The sequence below is a fragment of the Arhodomonas sp. KWT2 genome, from assembly GCF_041949875.1.
Lineage (GTDB): Bacteria > Pseudomonadota > Gammaproteobacteria > Nitrococcales > Nitrococcaceae > Arhodomonas > Arhodomonas aquaeolei.
Genome location: NZ_JBHFPQ010000048.1, coordinates 63,313 through 84,098, shown reverse-complemented (window position 1 = coordinate 84,098; position 20,786 = coordinate 63,313). Strand labels below are relative to the sequence as shown.

General features: G+C 70.3%; 15 protein-coding genes. 12 read left to right on the top strand and 3 right to left on the bottom strand.

Annotation, left to right across the window (positions count from 1 at the left end):
- The first annotated feature begins 14 nt into the window (after positions 1-14).
- Positions 15-857 carry an alpha/beta hydrolase gene (locus tag ACEZHJ_RS12170; RefSeq protein WP_375036545.1) on the top strand — a complete coding sequence of 281 codons (843 nt, stop codon included), beginning with the start codon at positions 15-17 and terminating at the stop codon, positions 855-857.
- Here the strand turns inward: ACEZHJ_RS12170 and galE are convergent.
- Entirely contained in the window at positions 842-1,816 is a 975-nt protein-coding gene (gene galE, locus ACEZHJ_RS12165) for a UDP-glucose 4-epimerase GalE (protein ID WP_259201708.1), read from the bottom strand. The genes ACEZHJ_RS12170 and galE overlap by 16 nt on opposite strands.
- Before the next feature lie 342 nt (positions 1,817-2,158).
- Here galE and cysZ point away from each other — a divergent pair, with 342 nt between their 5' ends.
- Complete coding sequence (gene cysZ, locus ACEZHJ_RS12160; RefSeq protein ID WP_375036544.1) at positions 2,159-2,959, top strand: sulfate transporter CysZ; 801 nt, start codon at positions 2,159-2,161, stop codon at positions 2,957-2,959.
- On the opposite strand, the gene ACEZHJ_RS12155 is transcribed toward cysZ, so the two are convergent.
- The gene (locus tag ACEZHJ_RS12155) at positions 2,938-4,122 is read right to left on the bottom strand and encodes a pyridoxal phosphate-dependent aminotransferase (RefSeq protein ID WP_259201710.1); all 1,185 of its coding nucleotides are present in this window, start codon (positions 4,120-4,122) and stop codon (positions 2,938-2,940) included. The genes cysZ and ACEZHJ_RS12155 overlap by 22 nt on opposite strands.
- Before the next feature lie 170 nt (positions 4,123-4,292).
- Between ACEZHJ_RS12155 and gluQRS the strand changes: the two genes are divergently transcribed.
- The 7 genes from gluQRS to ACEZHJ_RS12120 all read left to right on the top strand — a co-directional run bounded on the left by gluQRS (position 4,293) and on the right by ACEZHJ_RS12120 (position 14,311).
- A complete protein-coding gene (gluQRS, locus tag ACEZHJ_RS12150; protein WP_375036543.1) occupies positions 4,293-5,207 on the top strand; it encodes a glutamyl-Q tRNA(Asp) synthetase in 915 nt (304 codons plus the stop codon).
- A 96-nt stretch (positions 5,208-5,303) separates the two neighbouring features.
- Complete coding sequence (locus ACEZHJ_RS12145) at positions 5,304-5,501, top strand: hypothetical protein (RefSeq protein ID WP_163142114.1); 198 nt, start codon at positions 5,304-5,306, stop codon at positions 5,499-5,501.
- A complete protein-coding gene (locus ACEZHJ_RS12140; protein WP_018718806.1) occupies positions 5,491-8,412 on the top strand; it encodes a sensor histidine kinase in 2,922 nt (973 codons plus the stop codon). The genes ACEZHJ_RS12145 and ACEZHJ_RS12140 overlap by 11 nt, the downstream gene beginning before the upstream one ends.
- Positions 8,413-8,426: 14 nt before the next feature.
- Complete coding sequence (locus tag ACEZHJ_RS12135; RefSeq protein ID WP_375036542.1) at positions 8,427-9,773, top strand: sigma-54 dependent transcriptional regulator; 1,347 nt, start codon at positions 8,427-8,429, stop codon at positions 9,771-9,773.
- A 244-nt stretch (positions 9,774-10,017) separates the two neighbouring features.
- Positions 10,018-11,955 carry an acetate--CoA ligase gene (gene acs / locus ACEZHJ_RS12130; protein ID WP_375036541.1) on the top strand — a complete coding sequence of 646 codons (1,938 nt, stop codon included), beginning with the start codon at positions 10,018-10,020 and terminating at the stop codon, positions 11,953-11,955.
- A gap of 276 nt (positions 11,956-12,231) precedes the next feature.
- Positions 12,232-12,504, top strand: coding sequence for a DUF4212 domain-containing protein (locus ACEZHJ_RS12125; protein ID WP_026321169.1), 273 nt, complete (start codon positions 12,232-12,234; stop codon positions 12,502-12,504).
- 19 nt (positions 12,505-12,523) lie between these two features.
- Positions 12,524-14,311 carry a sodium:solute symporter family protein gene (locus ACEZHJ_RS12120; protein ID WP_375036540.1) on the top strand — a complete coding sequence of 596 codons (1,788 nt, stop codon included), beginning with the start codon at positions 12,524-12,526 and terminating at the stop codon, positions 14,309-14,311.
- A 324-nt stretch (positions 14,312-14,635) separates the two neighbouring features.
- Here ACEZHJ_RS12120 and ACEZHJ_RS12115 read toward each other — a convergent pair whose 3' ends face one another.
- The gene (locus ACEZHJ_RS12115) at positions 14,636-16,522 is read right to left on the bottom strand and encodes a DUF294 nucleotidyltransferase-like domain-containing protein (protein WP_375036539.1); all 1,887 of its coding nucleotides are present in this window, start codon (positions 16,520-16,522) and stop codon (positions 14,636-14,638) included.
- Positions 16,523-16,831: 309 nt separating this feature from the next.
- Between ACEZHJ_RS12115 and ACEZHJ_RS12110 the strand changes: the two genes are divergently transcribed.
- From ACEZHJ_RS12110 to ACEZHJ_RS12100, 3 genes are all read left to right on the top strand, one after another.
- Positions 16,832-17,695, top strand: coding sequence for a YheT family hydrolase (locus tag ACEZHJ_RS12110; RefSeq protein ID WP_375036538.1), 864 nt, complete (start codon positions 16,832-16,834; stop codon positions 17,693-17,695).
- A gap of 207 nt (positions 17,696-17,902) precedes the next feature.
- Complete coding sequence (locus tag ACEZHJ_RS12105; protein ID WP_375036537.1) at positions 17,903-19,696, top strand: PA14 domain-containing protein; 1,794 nt, start codon at positions 17,903-17,905, stop codon at positions 19,694-19,696.
- Positions 19,697-19,952: 256 nt separating this feature from the next.
- The gene (locus ACEZHJ_RS12100) at positions 19,953-20,786 is read left to right on the top strand and encodes an NAD(P)-dependent oxidoreductase (RefSeq protein ID WP_259201717.1); all 834 of its coding nucleotides are present in this window, start codon (positions 19,953-19,955) and stop codon (positions 20,784-20,786) included.

Below are 20,786 nucleotides of genomic sequence, written 5' to 3'. Positions count from 1 at the left end.
GCATCGACGAGGCCATGAGCGATCACGAGTCACTGGAATACGAGTACAACCCGCGGGTGACGGTACCGGCGTTCGCCCGCTACTTCGAGCGCCTGCAGGCACTCTCCGAGGAGACCCGCAGGCGCCTGCCGGAGCGCATCGGGGACGTGGCCTACGGCGACGGGCCGCTGCAGACGATGGACTGCTTCCCCGCCGGGGCGGATGACGCGCCGGTGCATGCGTTCTTCCACGGCGGCTACTGGCGCAGCCAGGACAAGCGCGACTACGCCTTCGTCGCCCGGGACCTGGTGCCCCGCGGGGTCTCCGTGGTGGTGGTGAACTATGAGCTCTGCCCCGCGGTGAGCGTCGCCGGGATCAACGCGATGTGCGCGGACGCCGTCCGGTTCATCCACGACAACGCCGCCCGGCTGGGGCTCGGCAGCGGGCCCCTGACCGTATCCGGCCACTCCGCCGGCGGCCAGATCGTGGCCCGGCTGCTCGCCGGCCGCACCGCCGGGGAGACCCCTATCGCCGGCGCACTCGCGATCTCCGGGGTCTTCGACCTGGCGCCGCTGATCGCCACCAGCATCAACGACGCCCTGGGCCTGGACGAGGCCGCCGCCCGCGCCTGCTCGCCGCTGTACGAGCTCCCGCCGCCGGCGGACGTGCCCCTGCGCCTGGCGGTGGGGGGCGCCGAGACCGCTGCCTTCCACGAGCAGAGCGAGGCCTACCGGCGCCACGCGGGCATCGACGCGCCGGTGACCACGCCGCCCGGGCGCAATCACTTCGACGTGCTGGAGGCGCTGTTCCTGGCCGACGGCGAGGCCTTCGGCGTCACCGCCGGACTGGCCGGCGTGGGGGATCACTCTTCCTCGTAACGGCTCTCCCACTGGTAGGCGTGGCGGACGATGGTCTCCAGGTCGTCGAAGGCGGGCGTCCAGCCAAGCTCACGGCGCAGCCGGGTGCTGTCCGCCACCAGCGCCGGCGGGTCGCCGGCGCGGCGCGGCGCCTCCTCCACCTCGAACGGGGCACCGTGGACACGCCGCACCGTGTCCACCACCTCGCGCACGCTCGAGCCGTGGCCGTAGCCGCAGTTGTACACCCGTGAGTCACCACCGGCGGCGAGATGGTCGAGGAGCTGGACGTGGGCGCGGGCGAGGTCAACCACGTGGATGTAGTCGCGCACGCAGGTACCGTCCGGCGTGGCGTAGTCGGTGCCGAACACGGACAGCGACGGCCGCCGCCCGAGGGCGGTCTGGCACGCCACCTTGATCAGGTGGGTCGCCGCCGGCGTGGCCTGGCCGATGTGCCCGTCCGGGTGCGCGCCGGCGACGTTGAAGTAGCGCAGGATGCCGTAGCGCAGCGAGGACGCCGCGGCGGCGTCCATGAGCATGCGCTCGCTCATCATCTTGGAGGCACCGTAGGGATTGATCGGCGCGAGTGGCGTGTCCTCGCTGACGAGCTCGGTCTCCGGGATGCCGTAGACCGCCGCCGTCGAGGAGAACACGAACTGCGGCACCCCGGCGGCGGTGACCTCGGTGAGCAGCCCCAGGGTGTTGCCGGTGTTGTTCGCGTAGTAGCGCAGGGGATCGGCGATGGACTCCGGCACCACGATGTGCGCGGCGAAGTGCATCACCGCGTCGAATCCCTCGCGCAGCACCGAGGCCAGGGTCTCGCGGTCGGCGAGATCGGCCACCACCAGGCTCGCCTCGCCCACCGCCCAGGCATGACCGGTGGAGAGGTTGTCGTAGACGACCACCTCGTGCCCCCCGGCCAGCAGCTCGTGGACGACGTGCGAGCCGATGTAGCCCGCCCCTCCGGTCACCAGAATGCGCATGCGCGGCTCCCTCTGCATGATGGATCGGGGCATGGCCCCGGACGATCAGACTACCCCCGAACCGGCCGCCGCGGCGAGCACCGGGCCGACGTTACCGGCCGGCCGGTGTCATGAACGGTCGCCGCACGTGCGCGACGTCTCCTCCACGGCGGCGCGGGCCGGGGCCGCGGTGGCGATCGACGGCACGGCCGGGCGTCGTCAAGCGACCGGCTGTGTTATAGATTCCCGGGGGCCTGCCCGTACGCCGGAGCGCGGGTCCGCCGCATCGCCGGGCACGGCATGTCACGCAACGCCCGTTCCGGGGCGCGGAAACGGGCGAACCGTCACACCGGGAGATTTTCCATGATCCGTGATTTCCTCCGCGGCGTCAGCTACGTCCCCCGCGGCTTCGCCCTGCTCGGTGAGCCCGGCCTGCGGCGTTTCGTGGCCCTGCCCGTGATCATCAACGCGCTGATCTTCCTCGGCCTGTTCTGGCTCGGCGCGGAGTACTACGGGATGCTGCTGAACTACCTCCTGCCGGATACCGCCGCGCTCGGTGACGGCTGGATCGGCGACGTGCTGACGGTATTCGTGGTGCTCCTGCGCTGGCTGCTGTGGCCGCTGTTCATCCTCGCCGCCGCGGTGGTGATGTTCTACACCTTCACTGCCGTGGCCAACCTCGTGGGCTCGCCGTTCAACGGCATGCTCGCCGCCCGGGTGGAGGCCCGGGCCACCGGGCACATGCCCCCGGAGGTCAGCAGCGGCGGGCTGGTGGTGGAGACGGTCGGCGCCCTGGGCGACGAGCTGCGCAAGATCGCCCACTTCGCCCTGCTCGCCGTCCCCCTGCTGGCGCTGTTCTTCATCCCGGTGGTGAATATCCTCGCGCCACCGGCCTGGGCGGTCTTCGGCGCGTGGATGATGGCGCTGGAGTACTGCGACTACCCGCTGGGCAACCACGGCCTGGCGTTCGCCGATCAGCGCGCGCTGCTGCGCCGACGGCGCTGGCTGCACCTCGGCCTCGGCGGCGCGCTGCTGGCGATGACCCTGATCCCGGTGCTGAACCTGCTGGCGATGCCCACCGGTGTGATCGCCGCGACGCTGCTGCGCAGCGAGCTCGGCGAGTACGGCGACGCCCCGGCGGCTCAGCCGCCGGCGGCGAGGTAGCGCCGGATGCGCTCGACACCCTCGGCGAGGCGCTCCAGGCCGGTGGTGTAGGCGAAGCGCATGTGCCGCCCCGGGTGCGCGGACTCGAAGTCCAGCCCCGGGGTCGCGGCGACGCCGGCCTCGCCCAGCAGGGCACGGGCCAGGGCCTCGCTGTCCGGGGCGACCGCGCTCACGTCGGCATAGAGGTAGAACGCCCCCGCCGGCTCCCCGGGTATCGCCAGCCCGAGCTCGCGCAGCGCCGGCAGCAGGAAGTCCCGCCGCTCCCGGAAGGCCTCGCGCCGGGCCTCGAAGATCTCCCGCGCCGCCGGGGTGAAGCAGGCCAGCGCGGCGTACTGCGCCGGCGTGGAGGCGTTGATGTAGAGGTTCTGGATGAGCTTCTCGGTGGCGGCCTCCAGCCCCTCCGGCACCACCAGCCAGCCGAGCCGCCAGCCGGTCATCCCGAAGTACTTCGAGAAGCTGTTGATCACCAGGGCCTGCGGCGCGTGCACCACCGCGCTGGCCGCCGCCGGGGTGTAGTGCAGGCCGTGGTAGATCTCGTCGACCATCAGCGCGATGCCGCGCTCGTCGGCGAGCGCCGCCAGGGCCTCCAGGGCGGGACCGTCGGCCATGGTGCCGGTGGGGTTGGACGGCGAGCCGATGAGGATACCGGCGGTATCCGCGTCGACATGATCGGCGGCGAGCGCGGCGGTGAGCTGGTAGTCCGTCGCCGCGGTCACCGGTACCGGCCTGGGTAGCGCATTGACCACTGCCGCGAAGTTGCGATTGCACGGATAGCCGGGCTCAGGCAGCAGCACCGTACGGCCGGGGTCGGCGATCAGCGCCATGGCCAGCGTCAGAGCCCCGCTCGCCCCGGGGGTGATGAAGATCCGCTCCGGGGCGACATCGGCGCCGTACTCCTCGGCGTAGTGCCGGGCAATGGCCTCGCGCAGCGGCGTGAGCCCCGCCGCCGGCAGGTAGCCGGTGTGCCCCTCGGCCAGCGCGCGCCGCCCGGCCTCGACCACCGGCTCGGCGGTGGTGAAGTCCGGCTCGCCAATCTCCATGTGGACGATGTCGTGACCCGCCGCCTCCAGCGCCCGGGCGCGGCGCAGCAGCTCCATGACATGAAACGGACGGACCTCGTCGATCCGCCCCGCGGGCGTGAAGGGCAGCGGCGTGTCGGTCACGGTACCTCCGGTGGGCGCGGGCTGGTCACCAGAGCGTACTAAGGCTCCTGGACGGTTTGCCAGCGCCCGGCCATCCCCCGCGGGCTGCGTGCACACGATCCGGCACGGCCCAGGTCAGGTAGAATCCGGGGACGACAGGGACACGGGCCACCGGGACGACAACCGCAGCGATGAGCACAGACGCCGACACCGGGCACTACGTCGGACGCTTCGCACCGAGCCCCACCGGGCCGCTGCATTTCGGCTCGCTGGTGGCCGCCGTGGCCAGCTACCTGGACGCCCGCCGCCACGACGGGCGCTGGGCGCTGCGCATCGACGACGTCGATCGGGCGCGCGCCGTCAACGGCACCGACACGGCAATCCGCCGCACCCTTGAGCGTCACGCCCTGCACTGGGATGGCCCGGTGGTCTACCAGAGCGCCCGCGACGACGCCTACGCCGACGCCCTGGACCGGCTGGTGGACACGGGCCTCGCCTTCCCCTGCGGCTGCACCCGGCGCGAGCTGCAGGCGGTGGCGACCCATGGCCCGGCGGGGATGATCTACCCCGGCACCTGCCGCGACGGCCTGCCCCCCGGCAAGAGTGCCCGGTCCTGGCGGCTGCGTGCCCCGGCCGCGCCGGTGCGCTTCGACGACCGCCGTCTCGGCCCGCAGCACGTGGACGTCGCCACGGAGATCGGGGACTTCGTCATCCGCCGCGGCGACGGCCTGTTCGCCTATCACCTGGCGATGGTCGTCGACGACGCCGCCCTCGGCGCCACGGACATCGTCCGCGGCGCCGACCTCCTGATCGCCACCGCGCCGCAGATGGCCCTGCGTGACACCCTGGGGCTGCCGCGGCCGCGTCACCTGCACCTGCCCCTGGCGCTCAGCCCCGCGGGCGGGAAGCTCAGCAAGCACACCCACGCCCGAGCCGTGGACGACGCCACCCCGTCGGCGAATATCGCCGCGGTACTGGCCTTCCTCGGCCTGGCGCCGCCCGCCGACCTCGAGGGCGCACCGCCGGCGGCGCTGCTGGCCTGGGCCACCGGGCACTGGCGCATCGACACCCTCTCCGCCACCGACATCCCCGTGGAGGGACGCTGACGGCATCGCCCGGCCATCGCCGGTTGTGCTACTTTAGGTAACAAACAGCGGGGGCAACACCCCGATAGCCGCACGGATGCAGCGGGAGGAGAACCGATGGCCACGCACATCGACTATGGGCCCCATGCGCCCAGCCTGATCACGTTCGCGTTTACCCTGCTGGCCTTCGCCTCGCCGGCCAGCGACTGGTGGTCCGCGCTCGTACCACCGTGGTACGCGCCCTTCGCGCTCTGGGCGCTGGTGATCGTCGCCATCCGGCTCGGCGCCCGCCGCACGGCCCGCCATGAGGTTTGAGCTCGGCACGCTGTTCGCCTTCGCGATCGCGTACCTGCTGGTCCTCTTCCTGATCGCCTACGGCACGGAGCGGAACGCGCGGGCGCGGCGGCTGGCCGCACACCCGGCGGTCTACGTCCTCTCGCTGGGGGTCTACGCCACCACGTGGAGCTATTACGGCGCGGTGGGCTTCGCCGACCGCCAGGGGCTCGCGTTCGTCACCATCTACCTCGGCGTGGCCATGGCCATGGCACTGACGCCGGTGCTGCTGATGCCGCTGCTGCGGCTCACCCGGCACTGGCAGCTCACCTCGCTCGCGGACATCTTCGCCTTCCGCTTCAACAGCCAGGGCGCCGGCGTGCTCGCCACCGTGGTCATGCTCACCGGCAGCCTGCCCTATCTGGCGCTGCAGATCCGCGCGGTGGCGGAGTCCACGCAGGTACTCAGCGGCGAGGCCTCCCCGGGCCCCATCGCGGTGGGCTTCTGCGTGATGGTCTCGGTGTTCGCGATCATCTTCGGCGCACGCCACGTCACCCCGCGGGAGAAGCACGCCGGGCTGGTCACGGCGATCGCCTTCGAGTCGCTGATCAAGCTGATCGCGCTGCTGGTGGTCGCGGTGGTGGCCGTGCACCTTGCCTTCGGCGGCTTCGGCGGCATCCAGGACTGGCTCGAGCGCAACCCGGAGCGGCTGGCCGCGTTCTACGCCCCGGTGCGCGAGCAGGCCTGGGGCGGGCTGCTGTTCATCGCCTTCGGCGCGGCCTTCCTGCTGCCGCGCCAGTTCCACATGATGTTCACCGAGAACGCCCGGCCCCAGGGGCTGATCACCGCGAGCTGGGGATTCCCGCTGTACCTGCTGGCGATGTCGTTCGCCGTGCCCCCGATCCTGTGGGCGGGCTACGCACTCGCCCCGGGGATCATCCCGGACTACTACGTCCTCGCCATGGCCATGGTCAGCGGCTCGCCGACGCTGGCGATGGTGGCCTACCTGGGCGGCATCTCCGCGGCGAGCGCGATGATCATCGTGACCACGCTCGCGCTCTCGTCGATGTGCCTCAACCACCTGGTCCTGCCGGTGTTCCGGCCGGACCCCCAGCGCAACCTCTACGAGGCCCTGCGCTGGGCACGGCGCATGCTGATCGCGGCGATCATCGCCGCCGGGTACCTCTTCTTCCTCGCGCTGGAACGCACGGAGGGGCTGGTCTCCTGGGGGCTGATCTCGTTCCTGGCGATGGTCCAGTTCGTGCCCGGCGTGGTCGGCGTGCTGGTATGGACACGCGCCACCCGGGTCGGCTTCATCGCCGGGCTGCTCACCGGCGGTGCGATCTGGGGCGGCACGGCACTGCTGCCCGCGCTCACCACCGTCAGCCCGGTGACCATCGTCGGCCTGGACATTGCCCGCACCCAGGGCGCGGACCACTTCGCGGCGGTGGCGTTCTGGTCGGTGGCCGCCAACGCCCTGGTGTTCGCCGCGGTCTCGCTGCTCACCCGCCAGAGCGACCGCGAATCCGAGGCCGCGGCGGCCTGCCGCGACGTGAGCACGGCGATCCCCCGCGGGGCGCTGGTGCTGGAGTCGCCGGCGCAGTTCGTCGAGCAGCTGACCTCGGTCACCGGCGCGGCGGCCGCCCGGGCCGAGGTCGCCAAGGCGCTGGCCGACCAGGGCCTGGACTGGAGCGAGACCCGCCCGGACCGGCTCCAGCAGCTGCGCGAGCAGATCGAACGCAACCTCTCCGGGATGATGGGCCCGATCCTCGCGCGCATGATCGTCGACGAGCGCCTGCGCGTGGACGCGGACACGCGCACGGCGCTGGCACAGAACGTGCGCCTCATCGAGGAGCGCCTGGAGCGTTCGCGCAACCGCTTCCGCGGCCTCGCCGCCGAGCTCGACGAGCTGCGCCGCTACCACCGCCAGATCCTCGAGGACCTGCCGCTGGGCGTGGTGGCGGTCACGCCCAACGACCGCATCGTGCGCTGGAACCCGGCGATGCAGTCGCTCACCGGCATGAACGCCGCGCGGGTGGTGGGCCGGCGCGTCAGTGAGCTCACCGAGCCCTGGGGCGGGCTGCTCACCGATTTCCTCGCCGCGGACGAGAACCACGCCCACAAGCGCGCCCTGCAGCTGCCCGCGGAGACGCGCTGGCTGTCGCTGCACCGGGCCTTCATCGGCGGCGCCCGCCGCGGCGAACCCGGCGACCGGCTGCTGCTGGTGGAGGACGTCACCGAGCTCCAGCGCCTGGAGGAGGAGCTGACCCACAGCGAACGCCTCGCCTCCATCGGCCGCCTCGCCGCGGGTGTCGCCCACGAGATCGGCAACCCGGTGACGGGCATCACCTGCCTGGCCCAGGAGCTGCGTGCCGGCGTCGAGGCGGACGAGTTGCCGGAATACGCGCAGGACATCCTCACCCAGGCCCAGCGCATCAACACCATCGTCCAGACCCTGGTGAGCTACGCCCACGCGGGCCACAACGAGGGCCACCAGCCGGTACCGGTGGACGTGGCCGCCGCCGTCGGGGAGGCGGAGCGGGTGGTGCGCCTGTCCAAGCGCGCGCGGCTGATGACCATGCGCTACCGCCTGGACGAGGGCCTGTGGGTGCGCGCGGACATGCAGCGGCTGGTGCAGGTGTTCGTGAACCTGTTCAACAACGCCGTGGACGCCTGCGGCGAGGGCGGCGAGATCCTGGTCACCGGGGTGCGCCGCCACGGCCGCGTGGAGATCCGGGTCATGGACAACGGCCCGGGCATCCCGGCGAATATCCGCGACAAGGTCCTGGAGCCGTTCTTCACCACCAAGCAGCCGGGCCGGGGCACCGGGCTCGGGCTGCCGCTGGTCTACAACATCATCCGCGAATACGACGGCGAGCTGCGGCTGCGCGAACGCTGGGGCCGGCGCCACGGCACGGTGGTCCTGATCGCGCTGCCGGCGATCGAGGAGTGAGGGAGGGAGACCCAATGCCACGCGTACTGGTGATCGAGGACGAGAAAGTCATCCGCAGCGCCATCCGGCGGCTGCTCACCCGTCACGGCATGAGCGTCACCGAGGCGGGATCGCTGGAGGAGGCGGAGGACAGCACCGCCCTCGCCGACCACGACATCATCCTCGCCGACCTCCGCCTGCCCGGCGCCGAGGGCATCGAGGCGGTGCGCCGGGCCGCGGAGGTGCCGGTGATCATCATGACCAGCTACGCCAGCGTGCGCTCGGCGGTGGAGGCGATGCGCGAGGGTGCGGTGGACTATATCGCCAAGCCCTTCGACAACGACGACCTGCTGCTCACCGTCGAGCGCGCGCTCAAGGAGACCCGGCTGGAGCGTCAGAACGAGGCCCTGCGCGCCGACGTCGCCGCGGAGTACCCGGTCTCGGGAATCGTGGGCGACTCGGAGGCGATGCAGGCGGTATTCCGCCGCATTGGCAAGGTCGCGCCCACGGACACGACGGTGCTGATCCTCGGCGAGTCCGGCACCGGCAAGGAGCTGGTCGCACGGGCGCTGCACGAGCGCAGCACGCGCAAGGAGGCGGCGCTGGTGGCGGTCAATTGCGCGGCCATCCCCGAATCGCTGATCGAGGCCGAGCTGTTCGGCCACGAAAAGGGCGCATTCACCGGCGCGGAGGGACGCCGGCGCGGGCTGGTGGAGTCCGCCGACGGCGGCACGCTGTTCCTCGACGAGATCGGCGAGCTGCCGCTCGCCGCCCAGGCCCGGCTGCTGCGCGTCCTTCAGGAGGGCGAGATCCGCCGGGTGGGCTCGGATCGCTCCAGCCGCGTCGACATCCGCCTGGTGGCCGCCACCCACCGGGACCTGGAGGCGATGGTCGCCGACGGGACGTTCCGCGAGGACCTCTACTTCCGCATCCAGGTCATGGAGATCCGGCTGCCGCCGCTGCGCGAGCGCAGCGAGGACATCCCGGCACTCGCGCGCTTTCTCCTGGAGAAGGCCTGCCGGCGGCTCAACCGCCCGCCCATGCGCCTGAGCGACGATGCCCTCGGCGCGATCCGGAACTACCAGTGGCCCGGTAATGTCCGGGAACTGGAGAACGCCATCGAGCGTGCGGTCATGCTGGCGGAGAGCACCGCGCTCACCGCCGATCTCCTGGGCCTGCCCGTCGGGGGCGGCGGCGACGCCGGTGCCTTTCCCGACATGTCGCTGGAGGGCTATTTCCGGGAGTTCGTGCTCCACCACCAGGACCACCTCACCGAGACCGAGATCGCGCGGCGCCTGGGGATCAGCCGCAAGGCGCTGTGGGAGCGACGCCAGCGCCTCGGAATCCCCCGGCCCGCCGCCTCTGGCGCCCGGACGGGGTAACGCGTTAGCGTTACGGGAGGTGACAAATCGTTACGAGTCGTAACGCCCGGCCGCGGCCCGGGCGGGCCGACACGCCCCCGAGCCGGGCGCGAATGCGGTACCCGACGGATGGGGTTTTCCGGAACGGAATTTGCTTCCATGCTGGAATCGAACAAGATCGAAGTCCCGGCGATACTATGGATCACGTCGCCCGGGACGTGCGCTAAAAAGCCACGACATCAGCCCTGAAGGGAGGAGAAGCAGGATGTCCGAGTCCAAGGTGTACCCCGTTCCCAAGGACGTTGCCGATAACGCGCTCATCAACCGCGAGCAGTACGAGCAGATGTACCGGCGCTCGCTGGAGGAGCCCGACGCGTTCTGGTCGGAGCAGGCCGAGCAGTTCCTGACCTGGTTCAAGCGCTGGGACAGCGTCAACACCAGCGACCTCGCCAAGGGCGAGATCCGCTGGTTCGAGGGCGGCAAGCTCAACGCGGCCTACAACTGCGTGGAACGCCACCTGGCCTCCCGCGGCGACCAGGTCGCCATCATCTGGGAGGGCGACGAGCCCGACCAGTCCCGCAAGATCACCTACCGCGATCTCAACTCCGAGGTGAACCGCTTCGCCAACGCGCTGCGCGCACGCGGCGTGAACAAGGGCGACCGGGTGTGCATCTACATGCCCATGATCCCCGAGGCGGCGGTGGCCATGCTCGCCTGCGCGCGTATCGGCGCGATCCACTCGGTGGTCTTCGGCGGCTTCTCGCCCCACGCCCTGCGCGACCGCATCCTCGACTCGGACTGCCGCGTGGTGGTCACCGCCGACGAGGGCGTGCGCGGCGGCAAGCATGTGCCGCTCAAGGAGAACGTCGAGCGCGCCCTCGAGGAGTGCCCGGACGTCTCCACGGTGTTCATGGTCAAGCGCACCGGCGGCGACGTATCGTTCAAGGACGGCCGCGACGTCTGGTACCACGAGGCCATCGACGGCGCCTCCGAGGACTGCCCGGCGGAGGAGGTCGACGCCGAGGATCCGCTGTTCATCCTCTACACCTCCGGCTCCACCGGCAAGCCGAAGGGCGTGCTGCACACCACCGGCGGCTATCTGCTGCAGGCGGCGATGACCCAGAAGTACGTCTTCGACTACCACGACGGCGAGATCTACTGGTGCACCGCCGACGTGGGCTGGGTCACCGGCCACAGCTACATCGTCTACGGCCCGCTCGCCAACGGCGCGACCACGCTGATGTTCGAGGGCGTGCCCACCTACCCGGACGCCGGGCGCATGTGGGACGTGGTCGACAAGCACAACGTCAACATCTTCTACACCGCGCCGACGGCCATCCGCGCGCTCATGGGTCAGGGCAACGAGTACGTCACCCGCCGCTCGCGCAAGAGCCTGCGCGTGCTCGGCACCGTGGGCGAGCCGATCAACCCGGAGGCCTGGGAGTGGTACTACCACACCGTGGGCGAGGACCGCTGCCGCATCGTCGACACCTGGTGGCAGACCGAGACCGGCGCGATCATGATCAGCCCGCTGCCCGGCGTCACCGACCTCAAGCCGGGCTCGGCGACGCTGCCGTTCTTCGGCATCGAGCCCCAGCTGGTGGACAACGACGGCAACGTCCAGGACGGCGCCACCGACGGCAACCTCTGCATCGCCCGCTCCTGGCCGAGCATGATGCGCACGATCTACGGCGATCACCAGCGCTTCATGAACACCTACCTCACCCACTACACCGGCAAGTACTTCACCGGTGACGGGGCCCGCCGGGACGCGGACGGCTACTACTGGATCACCGGTCGCGTCGACGACGTCATCAACGTCTCCGGTCACCGCATGGGTACCGCCGAGGTGGAGAGCGCGCTGGTGCTCCACGACCAGGTCGCCGAGGCCGCCGTGGTCGGCTTCCCCCATGACGTCAAGGGTCAGGGCATCTACTGCTACGTGACCCTGGTCTCTGGTGCCGAGCCCACCGAGGCGCTCAAGAAGGAGCTCGTGCAGCTCGTGCGCAGCGAGATCGGTGCCATCGCCTCCCCGGACGTCATCCAGTGGGCGCCGGGGCTGCCCAAGACCCGTTCGGGCAAGATCATGCGCCGCATCCTGCGCAAGGTCGCGAGCAACGAGACCGACAGCCTGGGCGACACCAGCACACTGGCCGACCCCAGCGTGGTCGAAGAGCTCATCGAGCACCGGGCGCACAAGTAGACGCCCCGCAGACAGCCCCGGGCCCTGCGCCCGGGGCTGTTACCCCGGGAAACACCCCGGGTTACCTCCGGTAACACTCCCCCGCCGCTCACCCGCCAACCCCGTGCCGCATTCCCTGAATGGACGCGCATTTAGCGCGCACGCAGAACTGTGCACGCTTTTTGCAAAACACCGGGTACGGGTATGGGTGCCGGGACCGGCACACCCGGGGTCAACGCCTCCGCCCCCGCAACAGCGGGTCACGGAGGCGCTGAAGCAACAACGAGGAGGAGAACGATGTCGAACGATTCCGCTCGTAAGGAAGCGGCGGCGGCATACTGGAAAGAGAACGTCCGGTTGCTGCTCACGCTGCTCGTGATCTGGTTCATTGTCCCCTACATCTTCGGGATCCTGCTGGCTCCCCTGCTCAACAACATCCTGATCGGCGGCTACCCGCTCGGTTTCTGGATCGCCCAGCAGGGGTCGATCTATCTCTTCCTGATCCTGATCTTCACGTACGTCGTGAAGATGAACGCCCTGGATCGCAAATACGACGTCCACGAAGAATAACCAGGAGGAGAGACCGGACATGGATCTCACGACGCTGACCTATATCGTCGTCGGCTTCACCTTCGCGCTGTACATCGGTATCGCGATCTGGGCGCGGGCGGGAAGCACGAGCGAGTACTACACCGCCGGACGGGGCGTTAACCCCGTGGCCAACGGCATGGCCACCGCGGCGGACTGGATGTCCGCGGCCTCGTTCATCTCCATGGCGGGGCTGATCGCCTTCATGGGCTATGACGCCTCCGTCTACCTGCTCGGCTGGACCGGCGGCTACGTGCTGCTGGCGATGCTGCTGGCGCCGTACCTGCGCAAGTTCGGCAAGTTCACGGTGCCGGAGTTCATCGGCGACCGCTTCTACTCCAAGACCGCCCGCATCATCGCCGTGGTCTGCCTCATCGTGGCCTCGCTGACCTACGTCATCGGCCAGATGAAGGGCATCGGCGTGGCGTTCTCGCGGTTCCTGGAGACCGACTACGCCACCGGCCTGCTCATCGGCATGGCGATCGTGTTCTTCTACGCGGTCATCGGCGGCATGAAGGGCATCACCTACACGCAGATCGCGCAGTACGTGGTGCTGATCTTCGCCTACACCGTGCCCGCGGTGTTCATCTCCCTGCAGCTCACCGGCAACCCCCTGCCCCAGCTCGGCCTCGGCGGGTCGCTGGAGGTCGGCGGCGCCCAGGGCCAACACCTGCTGAGCACACTGGACCAGATACTCGTCGACCTCGGGTTCGACCGGTACACGGCCATGCAGGAAGGCAACACCTTCAACATGATGATGCTGGCCATGTCGCTGATGATCGGCACCGCCGGTCTGCCCCACGTCATCGTGCGCTTCTTCACCGTCCCGCGGGTGCGTGACGCGCGCAAGTCCGCCGGCTGGGCGCTGGTGTTCATCGCCATCCTCTACACCACGGCCCCGGCGGTGGGTGCGATGTCCTACTACAACCTGATCAACACGGTGAAGGACGGCACGCCGACCCAGGTCGACGCCAGCCTGCCCTACGAGCAGCGGCCCCAGTGGTTCAAGAACTGGGAGCAGACCGGTCTGCTGAGCTGGGACGACAAGAACGGCGACGGGCGCATTCAGTACTACAACGCCGACAACCCGGCGTTCTCCAGCGAGGCCCAGCAGCTCGGCTGGGAGGGCAACGAGCTCACCGTCGACCGCGACATCATGGTCATGGCCAACCCGGAGATCGCCAAGCTGCCCAACTGGGTGATCGCGCTGGTGGTCGCCGGCGGCCTTGCCGCGGCGCTGTCCACGGCGGCCGGGCTGCTCATGGCCATCTCCTCGGCGGTCTCCCACGACCTGATCAAGGGCGTGTTCAACCCGAAGATCAGCGAGAAGGGCGAGCTGCTCTCGGCACGGCTGTCCATGGCGGGTGCGGTGCTGGTGGCCGGTTACCTCGGCCTCAACCCACCGGGCTTCGCCGCCCAGGTGGTGGCACTGGCCTTCGGCCTCGCCGCCTCCTCGCTGTTCCCGGTGCTCATGCTCGGCATCTTCAACAAGCGCATGAACAGCGCCGGTGCCATGACGGGCATGATCGTGGGCCTGACCACCACGCTGGTGTACATCTTCACGTACAAGGGCTGGTTCTTCGTGCCGGGCACCAACATGCTGCCCAACACCGCGGAGTACTGGTTCCTGGGCATCCAGCCGGAGTCCTTCGGGGCGCTCGGCGCGGTGCTCAACGTGGTCGCGGCCGCGCTGGTCTCCCGTGTGACGGCCCCGCCGCCGGAGCACATCCAGCAGCTCGTCGAGGACGTCCGCGTCCCCCGCGGCGCGGGCGAGGCCACCGGCCACTGAGCCGCAGCCTCACGACGACACCGACGAAAGGGCCCTGCGGGGCCCTTTCTCTTTGTGGTGACCAAATAGGTGGAAGCTGCCGCCGTGCCCGATGCACTTGCCTGGCCGGCTCCCGGCAGGCGCCACTCTCCAGCCCGGCGACGGTCGATTGCCTTCGAGCGATCGCTTCACGGCATATTCGGCTGGGATGTCGGCTGCCGGGAGCAGCCGACCTACAGCAGAGGCTGAACCGCCGCGGTGGAATCCAACGGCCCCCGGGGCGATGTCGGAGACGGGAAGGCGCTGCCCGGGACGCTGGGGGCGCGGGGCCCTCCGGAACAGGCCCTAGAGCTGGAAGCGCACCGCGAGCCGACGCTGGATATCCCGGCCCTGCCGCAGGGCCTCGCGGAGTACGCGCTGGTCCAGCGGGTTGAGCTCCCCCGGCGCCACCCGGTTGCTCAGCGCCTCCCCGGCCCGGGTCTGGGCCTGGTGGGCCCGCATGCGGATGAGCTGGAGGTAATCGAGGGCATGCCCCCACGCCTCCGCCTCGTCCGGCGTGCAGACCCCCGCCTCCGGCAGGGCCGCCAGCCGCGCGGCGGTACCCGTGGCCTCGATCCCCGACTCCAGCGCCAGCACCCGGGCGCCCTCGACGAACGGGAAGAGACCCCGCATCTTGATATCGAAGGTCTCGCCGTCGCGTCCCCGCTCGGTGGCGAAGGTCCGCAGCCAGCCCAGCGCCGGGCGATGAGTGAGCGCGTTACCCGCGAGCGAGCGCAGGAACAGGGTATTGTCCCGTACCTCGGCCAGGATGTGGCCACGCAGCTGCTCCACCGGCTGGACGTCGCCCCAGACCCTGCGCAGGTCGAAGTAGATGCTCGAGCGCAGGAGGTTCTCCGGTGTCGCCGAGGCGATCATCCGCGAGAACAGCCGCCGCCACTCCTGCAGACTCAGGCACAGCTCCGGGTTGCTGGCCATGATGTTGCCCTTGCACAGGTCGAAACCGCAACGGTCCAGGGCCTCGTTGATCTCCCGGGCGAGCGGCAGCAGCGCCTCGCGGACCTCGTCCGCCGGACGGGCGCCGGGATCGAAGAGCATGCCGTTGTCCTGGTCGGTGTGCAGGGTCTGCTCGCCGCGGCCCTCGCTGCCGAAGGCCATCCAGGTGAACGGTGCGGCGGGCTCGCCGTGAGCGCCCACGCACAGCTCGATGACCCGTGCCACGGTACGGTCGTTGAGCAGGGTCAGTACCCGGGTGATCTGGTCCACCCCGGCACCGTGCCCGAGCAGGGCATCGATCAGCGGCGGGATGTCGGCGCGGACCGCGACGATGCCCGCGACGTCCACGGCGTTGTTGAGCGCGCGCATGACCTGCACGACGTTCACCCGCTGGCGCGCGAACAGGTCCCGCTCGGAGACCACTCCGACGATGCGCTCACCGTCCATCACCGGGATGTGCCGGATATGGTGCTGGGCCATGAGGATCACCGCCTCGAACGCCAGCGCATCCGCCGGGAGGGTCCGGGGATCGGCGCTCATCACCCCGTCAACCCGGGCCTCCAGCGAGCCGCCGTCGGCAACCACGCGGCGCAGGTCATGCAGGGTGAAGATCCCGAGAAGCCCGCCGCCAGCATTCACCACGAGGACGCTGCCCACCCCCTCGCGGTGCATGCGCGCGACCACGCGGCGCACATCCTCGTCCGCACCGGCGGTGACCGGGGTATGGGCACAGACACTGCGCAGGCTGACGTCCAGACTGGTGATCCGGGAGAGCTCGTCGCCGGCCTGGCGCCGGTTCTCCGCCTGGCCGCGAACCAGCAGCCCGGTGGCGCTGCGCCGGCAGAACGCGGCGAACTCCGGCACCGAGTCGATGCACTGCACGATCACCGCCGCCGGAACCCGGTAGAGGCGCACGGCCCCGGAGGCGCGATAGGTATGGGCCACCGCCCGGCGCTCGGTCACCGCCTCGATAGGGAAGGACTCGCCGACGAACAGGTCCGCCGGCTCGTCGTCGCCGGCCTCCAGGCTTACCCGTCCGGCGGCGATCACGAACAGCCCCTTCGGCGGTCCGTCCTCCGGGCATAGCAGCGTCTCGCCGTCGGCGGCGTCACGGACGGCCGCCGTCTCGGCGACGAGCATCAGCAGGTCCGCCGGCAGGCTGTCGAACGGCGGCTGCCCCGCCAGGAAGTCTCGGCGTTCTTCCGGTCCCGGTACCACGGCGGCCCCCTCTGTCTCCATCCCTGACGGTCCCCATCATCCCAGATGCAACGCCCCGGTGTCAGAATTCCGGCCCCGCGTGCCCGCCCGGCACCGTCCCGCCGGGGCCGATGGCCGCTCGTCCGCTTCCCACGCCGGCACGCGGGATACACCGCCGGACGGCCGCGGCAGGGCCCAGCGGCGTGCCGGGGGCGGAACACATGCCCACCCCGTTACAATAACCCCATGATCGCCTCCCCGCCCCCTGAAGACGGGTTCCGGCCGGCCCCGTGGCTGCCCGGCGCCCATGCCCAGACGATATGGCCGGCGCTGTGCCGCCCTACTCCGCACGTGACACTCACCCGCCACCCGGTGACCCTGCCCGACGGCGCGGTCATACACACCTACTGGGGGCCGGAACGCCCGGGACCACTGGTACTCCTGCTCCACGGACTCGGCGGCGATGCCGGCGCCCCTTACTGCCGGGGACTCGTGCGCGCCCTCGCCGCCGCGGATTTCCAGGCGGTCGTCATCGAGGGTCGCGGCACCGGCGGCCAGCCCGGACGGCGTTTCTACCACGCCGGTGCCTGGCGGGACCCGGCGGCGGTACTGGCACGGCTGCCTGTCGCCGATCCGAGACGCACCGTTCATGCGGTCGGCATCTCCATAGGCGGCAGCATCCTGCTGAACTGGCTCGCCGCCACCGGCGAGGACTGCCCCCTGGCCTCGGCCGTCGCCGTGTCCACGCCTTTCGATCTCGCCGCCTGTGCCGCAAACATCGACCGCGGATTCGCCCGCGTCTACCAGGCCTACCTGCTCAACGGCCTGCGACGCCTGCTGCGCCGGCGCGCCCGCCGCAACGGTGCACCGGTGCCCGCGCTCACCGGCATCCGCTCGCTGAGGGCGTTCGACGAGCGCATCACCGCGCCGCTGCACGGCTTCCGCAACGCCGCCGACTACTACCGGCGGGCCAGCACCGCCGGTCGGCTCGCGGCCGTGACCCGCCCCTGCCTGCTGATCCAGGCCGAGGACGACCCGTTCGTGCCGGCATCCACCATCCCCACGGCCTCCGCGCTGGGCCCGCGGACCCGGCTGGAGCGCCAGCCCCGGGGCGGTCATGTAGGATTCGTGAGCGGTCCGCACCCCCTCGCCGCGGACTACTGGCTGGAACGTCGAGTACCTCACTGGATCGCCGCAGCATCCGCCATTCTGTGACCCTGCCCACGAAACGCCCGTGATCGTGGCGGTCTTTGCCGCGTTTCACCCTCTTTAGACTGCGTCCCCGAGTCGGGGGGCTCACGGGCACTGGGGTATTCCCAGCACATGTCAGGCCACGACGGGCGTCACGCCCGCCGCAAGGGACTCATGTGTCCGCCCGTGCCTCCCGCGAAACCCAAATCCGTGTCGCCTGGAGGCATTCCCATGAGCCAATTCGGCCAGCGGACGCGCAGCGAGGGAAACCGCAGCGCCGGTCGTGAACGCCAGGGACGGACCCCGCTACGCATCGCCCTCGCCACCCTGCTGCTCGGCAGCACCCTGCCCGGGGCCGCCTCGGCCGCCGCCGTGCAGGCCGAGTACTGGTACGGGATCGACGGCGGTGGTTACATCTCCACCCTCGAACAGGACCCGCGATTCCCGGACCAGCCGGACGAGACCCGTGAGCTGGACCGACTGGACCTGCCGCGCAACGTCGCCGACAACTACGGCGCCCGCATGCGCGCCCTGCTGGTGGCCCCCTCCAGCGGCTACTACACGTTCTGGGTGGCCGGCGACGACCAGTCGCATCTGCTGCTCGGCACCGACGATACCGAGGCCAGCAGCCGCCTGATCGCCAGCGTCTCGTGGTGGACCCAGCCCGAGGAGTGGTACAAGTACGCCGCCCAGCGCTCCGAGCCCATCTACCTGAACGCCGGCCAGCGCTATTACATCGAGGCCCGCGTCAAGGAAGGCCAGGGCGGCGATCATCTGTCCGTGGCCTGGTCCGGTCCGGACTTCGACCGGCGCATGATCGGCACGAGCGCACTGGAGCCGCTGGATGGCGGTGACACGGCGACCGACTCCGGCAGTGGCGACAGCTCCGGCACGTCGGACACATCGGGCGACACGGCCGGCGGCACCGACACCCCGCTCACCGTGGAGTACTGGGGCAACATCTCCGGTGGTCGTATCGATAATCTGATCCAGGATCCCCGTTTCCCGGATGACCCGGACCGCAGCATCACCATCGAGCGCCTGGACCTGCCACGCAACGTCGCCGACAACTATGGCGCCCGTGTTCGCGGGGTGCTCACCGCGCCGAAGACCGGCAACTACACTTTCTGGATCGCCGGCGACGACCAGTCCCGGCTGTACCTCGGCAGCGACGCGAGCGCCGCGAGCCGCGAGCTCATCGCCAGCGTCTCGTGGTGGAGCTATCCGGAGGAGTGGAACAAGTACGCGGCCCAGCGCTCCCAGCGTATCCACCTCGAGGCGGGCGAGCAGTACTACATCGAGGCCCAGCTGAAGGAGGGCCAGGGCGGCGACCACCTCTCCGTGGCCTGGTCCGGCCCCGGCTTCAAGCGCCGCATCATCGACGCGGATGCGCTGAGCGGCTATAACGGCTCCGGCTCCTCGACGGACTCCGGCTCCTCGACGGACTCCGGCTCCTCGACGGACTCCGGTTCCTCGACGGACTCCGGTTCCTCGACGGACTCCGGTTCCTCGACGGACTCCGGCTCCTCGACGGATTCCGGTTCCACGACCACCGTCGACACCGATCAGGACGGGATCACGAACGATCAGGACACGGACGACGACGGTGACGGCATGCCCGACACCTGGGAGACGGCCAACGGCCTCGACCCGCTGGACCCCTCCGACGCCGGCAGCGATGCCGACGGCGACGGCGCCACCGCCCTGGAGGAGTACACCGCCGGGACCGACCCGACGGATCCGGCGAGCGTGCCGGCGGCCCCGGCGATCGCCGTGCAGTGGAACGCCCCATCCGAGCGCACCGACGGGACGTCGCTCGCGATGAGCGAGATCGACGGCTACCGCATCTACTGGGCCGAGAGCGGCCAGTCGCTGCAGGCCGGCGCCCGCATCGATGACGCCTACCAGACCGAGTACGTCATCGAGGGGCTGGAGAGTGGTACGACCTACCGCATCGCGGTAACCGCCATCGCCAGCGACGGCGGGGAAAGCGACCGCTCCGAGACGGTCTCGGTCACCCCGTAACCCCCTGCCCGCCCCCGGGCCGCTGCGGCGGCCCGGGGCATCCGGGCCCGAACCCGCCCCACAGACAGCCCCGGCCGATCCCGTCACGCGCATTCCACGGCCCCCTCATGGCCTGCGCCGACAACCCACACGGCATGCATGGCCGTGCCCCTTCCTGCCCCCTGAGGTCGCACCATACGGGCCACCGACCGGGTTTCGATGAGACCGGCGAGGTAGTAGTGTCTCCGGGAAACCACTGCACGGGGACGAACCACCGATGAGCCTGGCAGGAAAGACCCTTTTCATCACCGGCGCCAGCCGCGGCGTGGGCAAGGCCATCGGCCTGCGTGCGGCGCGCGACGGGGCCAACGTCGTGATCGCGGCGAAGACCGCCGAGCCCCACCCGCGCCTGCCGGGCACGATCTATACCGCCGCCGAGGAAATCGAGGCCGCCGGCGGCCGCGCCCTGCCGGTGGTCACCGATATCCGCGACGAGGCCAGCGTGGAGGCCGCCGTGCACCAGGCCGTCGGGCACTTCGGCGGCATCGACGTGCTCGTCAACAACGCCAGCGCCATCAATCTCTCGGGCAGCCTCGAGCTGCCCATGAAGCGCTACGACCTGATGCAGCAGGTCAACACCCGGGGCAGCTTCCTGTGTGCGCAGAAATGCCTGCCGCACCTGTTCGAGGCGGACAACCCCCACGTCCTCATGCTCTCGCCACCACTGGACATGCACCCGCGCTGGTTCCGCGACCACCCCGCCTACACCATCGCGAAATACGGCATGAGCATGTGCGTGCTCGGCATGGCGGAGGAATTCCGCGAGCAGGGCGTGGCATTCAACGCGCTGTGGCCGCGGACCCTGCTCAAGACCGCCGCCGTGGACAACCTCCTCGGCGGCCCGGAGGTCTCCGGCCGCGGCCGCTACCCGAGCATCGTCGCGGACGCGGCGTACACCATCGTCACGCGGCCCTCCCGGCAGTGCACCGGGCAGTTCTTCATCGACGAGACCGTGCTGCGCGAGGCCGGGGTCAGCGACTTCTCGCCCTACCGGGTGGACCCGGAGCGCGGCGAGGACGAGCTGCAGCTGGACCTGTTCGTGCGTCCGTGA

Coding starts and splice junctions, on each gene's coding strand:
- cysZ (WP_375036544.1), top strand. CDS start 2,159: ATGATCCGTGATTTCCTCCGCGGCGTCAGCTACGTCCCCCGCGGCTTC.
- ACEZHJ_RS12140 (WP_018718806.1), top strand. CDS start 5,491: ATGAGGTTTGAGCTCGGCACGCTGTTCGCCTTCGCGATCGCGTACCTG.
- ACEZHJ_RS12125 (WP_026321169.1), top strand. CDS start 12,232: ATGTCGAACGATTCCGCTCGTAAGGAAGCGGCGGCGGCATACTGGAAA.
- ACEZHJ_RS12105 (WP_375036537.1), top strand. CDS start 17,903: ATGAGCCAATTCGGCCAGCGGACGCGCAGCGAGGGAAACCGCAGCGCC.
- ACEZHJ_RS12135 (WP_375036542.1), top strand. CDS start 8,427: ATGCCACGCGTACTGGTGATCGAGGACGAGAAAGTCATCCGCAGCGCC.
- ACEZHJ_RS12120 (WP_375036540.1), top strand. CDS start 12,524: ATGGATCTCACGACGCTGACCTATATCGTCGTCGGCTTCACCTTCGCG.
- ACEZHJ_RS12115 (WP_375036539.1), bottom strand. CDS start 16,522: ATGGAGACAGAGGGGGCCGCCGTGGTACCGGGACCGGAAGAACGCCGA.
- galE (WP_259201708.1), bottom strand. CDS start 1,816: ATGCGCATTCTGGTGACCGGAGGGGCGGGCTACATCGGCTCGCACGTC.
- gluQRS (WP_375036543.1), top strand. CDS start 4,293: ATGAGCACAGACGCCGACACCGGGCACTACGTCGGACGCTTCGCACCG.
- ACEZHJ_RS12100 (WP_259201717.1), top strand. CDS start 19,953: ATGAGCCTGGCAGGAAAGACCCTTTTCATCACCGGCGCCAGCCGCGGC.
- ACEZHJ_RS12170 (WP_375036545.1), top strand. CDS start 15: ATGAGCGATCACGAGTCACTGGAATACGAGTACAACCCGCGGGTGACG.
- ACEZHJ_RS12145 (WP_163142114.1), top strand. CDS start 5,304: ATGGCCACGCACATCGACTATGGGCCCCATGCGCCCAGCCTGATCACG.
- acs (WP_375036541.1), top strand. CDS start 10,018: ATGTCCGAGTCCAAGGTGTACCCCGTTCCCAAGGACGTTGCCGATAAC.